This is a genomic window from Larkinella bovis, from assembly GCF_042655385.1.
In the GTDB taxonomy this organism is placed as follows: domain Bacteria; phylum Bacteroidota; class Bacteroidia; order Cytophagales; family Spirosomataceae; genus Larkinella; species Larkinella bovis.
On record NZ_JBHSMA010000003.1, the window covers coordinates 62,635 to 74,700 of the forward strand.

At 53.8% G+C, this 12,066-nt stretch carries 4 protein-coding genes; all 4 read right to left on the reverse strand.

The window, feature by feature from the left end; translation table 11 throughout:
- Positions 1-151: 151 nt before the first annotated feature.
- Positions 152-3,520 (reverse strand): VCBS repeat-containing protein, encoded by a 3,369-nt coding sequence (locus tag ACFPMF_RS11505; RefSeq protein ID WP_379844728.1) that lies wholly within the window; start codon positions 3,518-3,520, stop codon positions 152-154.
- A 69-nt stretch (positions 3,521-3,589) separates the two neighbouring features.
- On the reverse strand, positions 3,590-6,994 hold the full coding sequence (locus ACFPMF_RS11510) for a VCBS repeat-containing protein (RefSeq protein ID WP_379844730.1): 3,405 nt from the start codon (positions 6,992-6,994) through the stop codon (positions 3,590-3,592).
- A 155-nt stretch (positions 6,995-7,149) separates the two neighbouring features.
- Complete coding sequence (locus ACFPMF_RS11515; protein ID WP_379844732.1) at positions 7,150-8,634, reverse strand: RagB/SusD family nutrient uptake outer membrane protein; 1,485 nt, start codon at positions 8,632-8,634, stop codon at positions 7,150-7,152.
- Positions 8,635-8,663: 29 nt separating this feature from the next.
- Positions 8,664-11,756 (reverse strand): SusC/RagA family TonB-linked outer membrane protein, encoded by a 3,093-nt coding sequence (locus tag ACFPMF_RS11520; protein ID WP_379844734.1) that lies wholly within the window; start codon positions 11,754-11,756, stop codon positions 8,664-8,666.
- Between the last annotated feature and the right edge of the window lie 310 nt (positions 11,757-12,066).

Genomic DNA, 12,066 nt, shown 5'->3' on the forward strand with positions numbered 1-12,066 from the left:
CAATCCTGGTCAAAAGTGGTGGTACAAGAGGATTACAAATTTACCTTAAAAAAAGCATACCTGATCAACTGTCTTATGATTTCCGTCATTCAAAGAAAGTTGCGGTGTGAAGGATGCGTTCTGAAGGGATTGGGTCCGTTCATTCAAAACCTTACTTCCTCCGAAATACCTGCATTGTTGTATCATTGCGGGCGACCAGCCAGAGCGGGGTATTGGCCACCCGAATCGGTTTGAGATCACGGACTTCGCCCTCCAGCAAAAAACCGCTGGCAAACGGCGAAAGAGCCGAAAATTGATTCGAATGGCTCGCCGATTTTCCCCGGTTTTTGAGAACCAGGCCGTAATTCGCATCGTAACGGCCCTGATAGGTGCTGACGCCGTAAAAATTGCCGCCCGCCAATACGTCCGGAAAACCATCGTTATCGATATCGTCGGTCCGAAGGGCAAAGAGTTTGGAAACCTGCGCCAGCATCGGCAGTGGATGCACCGAAAACCGCCCGTCGCCCCGGTTTTCCAGATACACCGATGCGAACTGGTTGACTTCGTATTCGTCGGCGTCTTTCAGCTCATCGTCTTCAAATACCTGTTCGATCGGTTTTCCGGCAAACGACGTATAATTTGTAAACCGTTTGTTGATGATGCCCGGCATCTGTTTACCCAACTCATCTTTGAAATTGACCGGATACCAGTTTTTTTCGTCGCGTTGATAGGCTAATACCTGATCGACGCTGCCATTTTTGTCAAAATCTTTCACCCACATCTTCAACCGCGGATCGACTTGTTTGATGAATTTGGTATTCAGTCCGAGATTGCCGGCCACCAGATCCAGGTCGCCGTCGCCGTCGAAGTCGGCGGCTGTCAGGCATTGCCAGAAACCGTTCAGGAGGGCATTTTCGTCGGTAATCCGTTTGACCGCTTCCAGCTTACCGTTTTGCTTGGCAAAGACCCGAATCGGCATCCAGTCGCCGGCGACGACCAGATCAAGGTCTTTGTCCTGGTCGTAATCCATCCAGATGGCGTCCGTTACCATACCCACTTTTCGCAATTCCGGTGCCAGCTGGTCGGTTTTATCCGTAAACCGGCCCTTGCCGTCGTTGATCAGCAAGTACGAATTCGGAACTTTTCCGTACGCAAACGCCACCACGCGACCGCCAACGAACAGGTCCAGGTCGCCGTCGCCATCGAAGTCTACCGGACGAACGCAGCTTTTGTTATCGTACATCGGCGGCAGGCCGTTCGAGCGGCTGAAGTTGCCTTTTCCGTCGTTCAGGTACAGCCGGTCGACCTGTTCGGGCATTTTTTCAAAAAACTCGTTGCCGCCCGACACCACGTACAGGTCCAGGTCCTTGTCGCCATCGGCATCGAAGAAAACCGCATCGACATCCTCGTAGGTCGAATCCGTCTGAAAAACCGGCTGGTAACTGGCCCGAAACCGCCCGTCGGGCTGCTGAATCTGCAAACTACCGGCTTGCCATTTGGCACCTGCCGCGTAAAAATCATCCCGCCCGTCGCCGTTGACATCGCCGACCGCCAGTTTGGGGCCTTCCATCGACACCTTGAACGGCATCAGCGACTCGCGGACAAAATCAAAATAGGTATTTTCCTGATGCTGGTACGCGATGGGGTGCTGGCTGGTCACGTCCTGTAGCAGTGGGGTCGGTTCGGGCGCGGTAAACCGAAAATTTTCCACCTCCTGCTGGGCGGCCGTTTGCTTCAAAACCAGCGTCTGATTGGCCTTAACTGCCATCTGGATTTCCATCTTCTGGTTCGGCCAGATCACGATCAGCGAATCGACGGCGGAAAGCTCGCCTAGTCCGAACGTCAGAACCGGCTCGACCGACGACTGAAACCCGCGCGTCGGCATCAGTTGCTGGAGTTGCAGACCGGATTTGGTTTTTAAAACCACTTTGGTTCCCACGCCAAATGCATTCCCGCTATTGCCCTGAAGCCGGATTTTCAGCCAGTGATGGTTCGGGAACAGGTCGTTGGCCCGATTCTGGTATAAACCCGCCGGGTCGTTGATGTCGTTGGTCACCAGATCCAGATCCCCGTCGTTGTCCAGATCGGCGTACACCGCCCCACTCGAAAAAGTCGGTTTTTCGAAACCCCAGACCACTGATTTGTCCGCAAATTTCAGCTCGGGAGAGCCTTTATACAGGTAGTTGTGCACCTTCCCTTCAGGCATCGTCGCAATGGCTTTCTCGTCCAATGATTTAGAGGTTTCGATGGCATACCGCAGCGAGTCGTCGGACGCGTATTTGACGTAATCGAGGTCGTTGGGCCGCCGGACAATCCCATTCGAAATGAACAGGTCCTTGATGCCGTCGTTATCGTAATCGGCCAGCAGCGGTGCCCAGCTCCAGTCGGTGGCAGCTATCCCCGCCAGCGCACCCACTTCCATGAATTTCTTGCCCGACTGGCTGATTTGCAGACAGTTTCGGCTGTACTGGTTCATGTAGCCGAAACTCAGTTTGTAGAGGTAGATATCCAGCGGATCTTCGCCCAGCGACATTTTTTCGACGGTTTCGTCTTCGGGATACATATCGAGTGTCACCACATCCGGAAAACCGTCGTTGTTGACATCGGCCACATCGTTGCCCATCGAAAACCGGCTGACATGCGCAAATGCCGTCCGAACGCTTTCCGTAAAACCGCCCTTGCCGTTGTTTATATAGTAATAATCATCCTCATGAAAATCGTTGGAGACGTAAATGTCCTCCCAGCCATCGTTGTTCAGATCGGCCACCGAAATGCCCAGCCCGTAGCCCATAGCCGCCCCAAAAATCCCGGCCTGCTCGCTGACGTTGACGAAAAGCGGAGAAGGCGAACTTCCTCCGCTTCCTCGTTCCACCATCATGTTCCGATACAGATAATCGCCCGATTCATTCTGGCGGAGGTGACGGGCGGTCACGCGGTCGTAAGACCGGGAGGTGTGAACGGCATGATTCAATAAGTACATATCCAGATCGCCGTCGTGGTCGTAGTCGAAGAAAGCCGCCTGGGTTGAAAAACCGGTAAAATCCAATCCGTAGTCAGCGGCTTTTTCGGTAAAAGTGCCATCTTGGTTATTGATATACAGTTCGTTCGAGCCTTCAAGTCCCTTGAAGTTGCCGACAGCGCACACGTAAATGTCCAGCCAGCCGTCGCCGTTGACGTCGGCCATTGTGACGCCTGTCTGCCAGTCCGAAAATCCCTCAACCCCGGCTTTGGGCGTGATGTCTTCGAACGTCATCCCGCCTTTGTTGAGATACAGCCGGTTTTTGCCCTGATTCGAAACAAAGTACAGATCGGTCAGGCCATCGTTGTTGATATCCCCGGCGGCCACGCCCGCGCCGTTGTAGAAATACAGGTAGTCGATGATGTTGAATTTGTCGGTATTCTGCACGCGGTTGACAAAACCGATGCCCGTCCGGGTCGAATCCAGCGACTGGAAAAGCGGTTTTTCGGACGGAGCGTTTAGGTTTTTACAACCCAAAGCCAGCAACGTTACGGTTATAAAAAAGAGGCTGAATCGTTTCATAATCATTAATCTGAACCGAGGTTCCGCGGAATTAACCAGGATGGCTCCGCATCACTGGCTATATCCCGGCTAATCCTTTAATCCGTGGAAATCCCGTTCAAGAACCTGCACTTGATCGTTGTTTTTTACGGCCACAAACTGGCCCTGTTTCAGCTGTGCCAGATGCCGAACCTGGCCGCGAACGATGAAACCGGATGCGGTCGGGTTGAGCGGCTCCCAAGTGCCCGGCCCTTTGCCGAGCAGCACCAGCCCGTAACTGGCATCGTACCGCCCAATTTCGGGCAGCACGTCGTAGAAGTTGCCGGTCAGAACCAGATCCGGTTTCCGGTCACCGTTGACGTCGGTGATTTCGATGCCGCAAATGGGCGAAAACTGGGCTTCTTCCGGTAACGGCTGAAACGTTAGTTCACCTTTGCCGTTGTTGAGTAACACCGCTGATTCGCCCGTATAGGCCCGTTGCACAACGGCGCTTTGCAACTGCTTCTCGTCCAGAATCTCGTTTAGTTTCTTGCCCGCATAATCCGTGAACTTGATGTATTTTTTCTTGATTACCGGCATTTCCTTCTGCAAATCCTGCTTCAGGACCATCGGATACAAGGTGCCGGTTTCGTCGGCGCAGTTGATGATTTGTTCCAGACTGCCATTTTGGTCGAAGTCTGCCGTGTAGAGTTCCGCCGGTGTTTTGGCGGTTGCCTTGATCCGGGAATTCAATCCCAGGTTCCCAACAACCAGATCCAGGTCGCCGTCGCCGTCCACATCGCCCGGTTTGATGCAGTTCCACCAACCGGCAGTGGGCGTGGCCGAATTCGGCAGTTTAACGGTTTGCGGATTCACCAACCGCCCGCGCTGGTTCTGAAAAACCGTCACCGGCATCCAGTCGCCGACCACAATCAGTTCGGGAAAACCGTCGCCGTTCAGATCGGCCCAACTGGCATCGGTCACCATGCCCAACTGCTCCACCTCGGGCAGGTATCGTTTTGTGTAATTTTTAAAATTTCCGGTACCGTCGTTCGTCAGCAGGTAACTACCCGGATTAAAACCGTATTGCCCCGGAATCAGGCGTGTGCCGACAAAAATATCCATGTCGCCATCGCGGTCGAAGTCGGCAGCGGCCACACAGGAACCACTGGCTTTCAGGTTCGGCAGTCGTTCGTCGCGCGTAAAACCGCCCTTGCCGTCGTTGAGGTACAGACGGTCGAGTAGTTCGTCGGCTTCGGCTTCAAATTCGTTGCTGCCCGACACGACGTATAAATCCAGGTCGCGGTCACCATCGGCATCGAAGAAAACCGCATCGACGGCTTCGTAGGTGACATCCTGCCGAAAAACCGGGGGTGTTTTCTCCATGAATTTTCCACCGGACTGCTGCACAAAAAGCCGGTGCGGTTTCCCAAAAGCGCCCCCGAAAAAGACATCATCCAGGCCGTCGCCATTGACATCGCCGGTCGCCAGGGCGGGGCCGCCGGTCGAGAGCATCTGTTTCAGGAGCGGATCGCGGTTGTAATCCACAAACGGGCTTTCTTCGTGCCGGTAATTCAAGCCAGAAATGGCCGTAATATCCTTGAAAAGCGGTTTTGTTAGCGGTTTTTCGGGTTTCCAGAAACCGGTGGCGTTCGCTTGATGGAGCGTCAGCAGTTGATTCGCGTTGGGCTGGCGCAGCGTTTGCTGGCGGTCGTCGGGCCAGATCACCGTCAGCGAATCGATCCGGGGATTCGCGCCCAGTCCGAACAACAGGTTCAGATCGACCGACGACTGAAACCCGCGGTTTGGCATTTGCTGCAACACCTGCATTTGCCCTTTCTGGTACAGAAAAACCCGGGTTCCGATGGCGTTGCGGTTTTGCGCGTCACCAACCAGCCTGACGCGCAGGTAATTCGTCTTGTTTTTCTCCACCGATCGGTTTCTGAAAACCGATACCGGCGAGTTAACATTGTTTACGACCAGATCCAGGTCGCCGTCGTTGTCGAGATCGCCGTAAGCCGCTCCGTTCGAGAAATTGGGTTCGCCCAGGCCCCAGGCTGCGGCCTGATTCGAAAATTTTAGCTTGCCATCGTTCCGGAACGCATAATTCGGAATCGGTTCGGAAGGCGCTTTGTCGAGAAATTCCTTGAAGTTGAATTCACGCTGACGGGCAATCTGGGCCATGTTTTCGCGGTCGGCCAGGAAGTGAATAAAATCCTGATCGGTCACGTCTTTGGCGATTCCGTTGGCGACAAAAATATCCTTCTGGCCGTCGTTGTCCATGTCGAAAATCAAGGCGCCCCAACTCCAGTCCGTCGCATGAACCCCCGAAAACCGGGCTACGTCACTGAACAGCGGAATCGTCGTTTTCCCGGAACCGGGTTCAGCACCCTGATTCAGATGCAGCATGTTCTGCATGTACTGGTAATGAAAATCCCGCGCCAGTTTGATTTCCTGCAAGTCGTAATTCTCAAACGCACCGGTTTTTTTGAGTCGTACATCGTTGCCGGGTAGCATGTCCGTCACGAAAATATCCAGCCGGCCGTCGTTGTTAACATCGGCCACGTCGGCACCCATCGATGACAGACTCAGGTGCGGCATGGCCTCTTTGACCGATTCCCGGAACGTGCCGTCATGGTTGTTCAGGTACAGATAATCCCGTTCGTAAAAATCGTTGGAAATGTAAATGTCGAGCCAGTTGTCGTTGTTAACGTCGCCAATCGTAATGCCTAGCCCAAAACCAATCAGGCTGCCGTAAATCCCGGCCTGTTCGCTGACGTCTTTGAACGGGGAAAGGGGCGTTCCGGCTTCCTTTTCGGCCTTCTTCCTTTCTTCCACCATCATATTCCGAAACAGCTTGTGGCCACCGAGTGGATCCCGTTCGGAGCGGAGGTTGGCGTAACCGAGTTTGCCGACGGGCAGAAAACTGTTGTTGAGCAGGTACATGTCGAGGTCGCCGTCGCGATCGTAGTCGAAAAAAGCCGCGTGGGTCGAATAACCCTGATCATCCAACCCGTATTCTTTGGCTCGTTCGGTAAAAGTCAGCCTTCCGTCTTTCCCGACGCCATTGTTGATAAACAGCTCGTTTTTCCGATCATCGCCCGGACGGATACCGGCGTTGCAGACGTACAAATCCAGCCGGCCGTCGCCGTTGACATCGGCAAAGGTCGCGCCGGTGCTCCAGGCCCGTTTTCCGGCCACGCCGGTTTGGGCCGTTACGTCTTCGAACTGCAGATTTCCCTGGTTAAGGTATAATTTGTTATCGCCCATGTTGGCGATCAGAAATACGTCCGGTAAACCGTCGTTATTGACATCGCCGATGGCGACGCCCCCGCCGTTATAGAAATTCCGGTAATTGAAAATGTTGAAATCCTTGTCATCGACGACCGAGTTGGTAAAGTTCAGCCGGGTTGTTTCCGGTGACAACTTCTCAAACAGCGTTTCTTCGGAGGGGCCATTCGGGGACTGACAACCCATCTGCGCAAGCAACAAAACCAATAGAATCCAATAACGCATGAACGGTGGCGGACTGAAAAAATCAAGTTTTAAAGATACTTAATAAATTATTTTTCAGGGCGGTTTTGCCCAAACGGGACTATCTTTTTGACCCCTGATTGGTAACAACTGAAAAAGCCCGGATCTCCGGGCTTTTTCAGGAAAACAGACGTTGATCAGTTATACCCCGGATTTTGTTTCAGTTTGGGGTTCAGCGAAATCTGGTCTTTCGGAATGGGGAATAACTCCCGGTATTTTTCCGAAGCCGGTTTAAAGCGCCACGCCTTGGTAAATTGCCCAAACCGGATCAGGTCCTGACGGCGGTGGTATTCCCAGGCCAGCTCGCGACCGCGTTCGGCCAGAATTTCGTCCAGGGTCAGTTGAGCGGCCGTATACTCCGGAACGCCCGCCCGACGACGGATGATGTTGAAGTCCGGCAGCGCATCGGCCACTTTTCCGAGCCGGAAATTGGCTTCGCCCCGCATCAGGTACACATCGCCCAGGCGGAACACGACAAAGTCGTTGCTCTGGTCGTTGGTGGTGTTGTTACGTTGGATTTCGTATTTCTGGCTGCGGGCCCCGGCCAGACGACCTGCCGGACCAGCTGGCATTTCAAAGGCCGGAATTTCGGGATTGATGACCATCGGAACACCGTCGTCGTCCAGTGGTTTGCCGCTGGCGTCGTATTGCTGGCCCACGATCCACATTTTCTTCCGCAAATCCTGGTTGGAGAACGAGTTGTAGAACTCGACTACCGTGGCGTAACCGTTCCAGGGCGAAGCGGGCAGGTTGTAGGTCAGCTGGTGTTTGTAGTGCAGCGTGGCCATCTGGATATTAAAACCGCCTTTTTTCGAGTTATCGAATGGCGTCGCCAGAATGATTTCCGGTGAGTTCTGGTTCTGAACCTTAAAGTTATCCATCTGATCGGCGGTCAGTGAGAACTTGGCCGACTTGATGATGTTGTCGCAGCGTTCCACCGCTTTTGCCCATTGCGGAGTGCCGGTATACACCTGAGCGTTGAGGTACATCTTCGCCAGAAGCATATCGACCACCGGTTTGTTAAACCGGCCATAATAGGCACCGCCTACGGTTTCGCTCAGCTTCGGATAGACCTCCAGCAATTCTTTCTCGATCCAGTTGAACACTTCCGTGCGGGTTTTCTGGTCGGGCGTGGTGGCACCGACCTGATCGGCGATAATCACATTCCCGAAGAAGTCCATCGCCTTGTAGTGGAAGAACGCCCGCAGCGCCCGCAACTCGGCTTTCAGGGCGTCGTCCGTTATGGAACCTAACTGCTGGTTGATGGACGTAATGTTGTTATAACACCAGGTCCAGGGACCATTGAACTGGCCGTTGTCAGTGGTGGGGTCCCAGGTATGCATGTACAGCCGTTTCCAGTTGTCGCCGTCTTTCCAGTCACCCCCGCGCGTCGGGACGATCTGCTCATCCGTCACGGCGTTCAGCCCGGCATGGTTGCCGTAATAATCGCCCAGACCGCTGTATAACGGACCAATCAAAGCGGCCTGTTGCTGAGCCGTTTGGCCAAACTGGTCGGTCGGAATAACGTCGTAGGTCTTTTCGTCCAGGTCCGTACAGGCTTGTCCCGCCAGCAGCAGAACCAGACAACCTCCCAGAACTTTTATGTTGGAATGAAACATCATGGTAGTTGATAATGAGTTGATGACTGCGATCAGAACGTCAGGTTAACCCCCAATTGGAACGAACGCGTTTTCGGATAAATATTGCTGAAGTCCATCCCGATATTGTTCGGGGCCTGGCTTTCGTTTTGCAGATCGGCTTTCACCTGAAGTTCCGGATCGACGCCTTTGTATTTCGTCAGCGTGAACAGGTTGTTACCACCAATATAAATCCGGGCGGCCGACAGGTATTTGCTGGTCGTTCGGATGTTGTAACCGATTTGCCAGTTATCCAGCCGGACATAGGTTCCGTTTTCCAGCCAGTAGGTTGACAGTACGTTCGTGCCGTAATCTTTCGGCAGGTCTGCCACGCCTTTCAACATGTTGGTTTCCAGGATCGAACCCGGAATCATCAGGTTGGAGCGCAGGTTGTTCAGAATTTTGTTGCCGAACGAACCGCGTAGCTGGAAGCTCAGGTCGAAGCCTTTGTAGGCAAAATTGTTGATGAACGAACCGGTCAGGAACGGTTGCGGATTACCCTGGCTGACCGGATTCTGGGCGGCAATTCCGGCGGCGGCATCGGCCTTGCTCACGTCCGTGGTCGGTTGATCGCCCGAACCCGGTTTTAGCAGCACCTTGCCGTCGGCCGTGTAGCTGACGAAGGTCGGAACGTTGTTGAACTCGCCCAGCGGACGACCCGGCCACAGATAGGAAGCAAATACATCCGACAGACCGCGCCCCCCGAAGGCGTTGAAACGGATCAGGCCCGAATCAAATTCGTCGCTTTTCAGGTTAACGATCGTGTTTTTGTTGTAGGCTCCGACGATGCGCGAGGTCCAGGTGAACGCATCACCCTGGATAATATCCCCCCCGAACGACAGTTCGACCCCCCGGTTGCGCATGGTTCCGACGTTGGCCCAGATGAAGTTCGTGAAGTATTTCACCCCGTCGGCCGGTACCGAGTAGCGGTACAGCATGTCTTTGGTGGTTTTGTTGTAATACTCCAGCGTACCCGAGAACCGCCCGTTCAGCAACTGGAAGTCCAGGCCGACGTTGGTGGTGGTCAGCACTTCCCATTTCAGGTTCGGGTTGGAGTTCTGGGTAATCCCGTAGCCCGGCAGGAAGTCGCCCACGCTGCCGTCGTAGTACGTGCCTTTCTGACCGTACAATTGCAGGGATTGGTACGGTTTCAGACCTTCGGAGTTCCCGGTTTGTCCCCAGCCCAGCCGCAGTTTCAAATAGTTTAGCGTCGTTGATTTCGGGAAGAAATCTTCGTTGGTCAGCGTCCAGCCCGCACCGACGGACGGGAAAAGACCCCATTTGTTGTTGGCTCCGAACTTCGAGCTACCGTCGCGACGGAGTGTGGCGGTCACGTTGTATTTGTCGTTCATGTTCACCGTGGCCCGGCCAAAGAAGGAAGCCAGTGTCGTGGCGTTGCGGTACGAGGTCGCGTAGTTAGACGCCGGGCTCAACAGCGTACCGGCTCCCAGCCCCAGGTTATCGTACGAAACAATACTGGTCAGGAATTGGGTGTTCCGGGCCTGAAACCCGTCATAGACGATGTTCTGGTACGAATACCCCCCCAGAATGGAGAAGTTGCTGTTGTTTTGCCCAAAGGGTTTGCTGTACGTCGCGGTTAGTTCCAGCAGCTTGTTGTTGTTCTGGTCCATCTTCCGGTACGATTCGCCGTTCGTCGACTGGAAAGCCTTGATACTGCGGTCGCGGAAGCGGCTTTCGTCGGTGTTCTCATTCTGGAACGCACCGTTGACGCCCAGCGTCAGCCCGTCGATGATTTCGTAGCGTAAGTTAATACCCCCGATCAACAGGCGTTTCTGCTGATCGAATTTCTGCCGTTCGATCATCGCCACCGGGTTAAACAGGTCAAAGCTCCCGCCCACTTCGTAATAACCGCCGACGTTATTCGCTCCGGTGGGGTCTACCACCGGCAGCGTCGGCAGGAAGGTTACGGCCCGGGCAATGATGCCGTCGTCGTTCAGTTTGGAGTTGGTATTGGTCACCACCAGGTTATACTGGATGTTCAGGCGGTTATCCAGGGCCTTCTGATCCAGGTTGATCCGGCCGGTCAAGCGGTCGAAACCGGTATTTTTGATGATCCCTTCGCGGCCAATGTAGTTGAGCGATCCCCGGTAACTGAAGGTGGGCGAACCGCCCGAAATCGCCAGGTCGTGGTTGGTCGTAAAACCGGTGCGGGTAACTTCCTTGACCCAGTCGGTATCGTAGTTTCCGTTCGGAAACCGGATTCTGTCGGCAGTCAGGGCGCTGGCTCCTTTGAGGGTTGTCACTGCATCGCGATACCCCTGCGCATCCAGTAAATCCAGCCGTTTTGAAATCGTTTCAATCCCGACGTAGTTGTTGAACGTCACCGTGGCCCGGCCTGATTTCCCGCGTCGGGTTGTCACGATAATGACCCCATTGGCGGCCCGCGAACCATAGATGGCGGCTGCCGAAGCGTCTTTCAGGACGTCCATGGATTCGATGTCCGTCGGCGAAACCGTCTGAATGGGAACGCCGATTACGCCATCGACCACATACAGCGGATCACTGCCACCGGCCAGCGACGTATACCCGCGCAACCGAACGGTCGGGGCCTGGTTTGGGTCGCCGGAGGGCAGTGTGATGACCAGACCGGCCACCTTACCCTGAATAGCCTGTAACGGGTTGGGCACAATCCCGGGATTAAATTCCTTGGCGGTCACCTGCTGCACCGAACCGGTCAGGTCCTTGCGTTTGGCCGTTCCGTACCCAACCACCACCACTTCTTCCAGGGATTTGGTGTCGGAGGTCAGAACCGCATCCACAACCGTCCGATTGCCAACGGCAATCTCCTGGTTTTGCAGACCGATAAAACTAAAAACCAACGTAGCGTTGTCGGGAACATTGCTGAGGGAATATTTACCGTCAGCATCGGTGTTGGTTCCGCGGGTGGTCCCTTTCAACTGGACCGTTACACCCGGCAGCCCCACCTTTTCTTCGGCAGACGTCACCGTACCGGTTACGGTGCGCTCCTGAGCAAATGCCTGGTTAAGGCCCAGACAAAAAATGAACGTAAACGAGACCCGGAAGGCTTTCCACAAGCCTTTTTTGTCCTTACGTCCATGATTAAATCTGATAGAAAGATCCATCATAGGTTAACAAAATAGAATAGGTGAAGTAAACACGTACGAGCAAATCAGTGGTAAGGCATCCAAAATCTTAAAAACACCTTTTATGAACCGACAGTCAATCAGGGTGTTAGGAATCTTCCTTTGACCTTTTCCTGCCCAAAATGCCAGATGGGTTAGAAACCTACTGGGATTTTATGGTACATAATTCTGACCTGTTGGGGCAAATTACAATAAATAATCTGTATAATACAATGGAGGTATAACGAAATTTATTGTATGAATGTTTAGGCCAGAAAACCGCATTCCAGGCTGTCAGACTAGTTGTAACCCA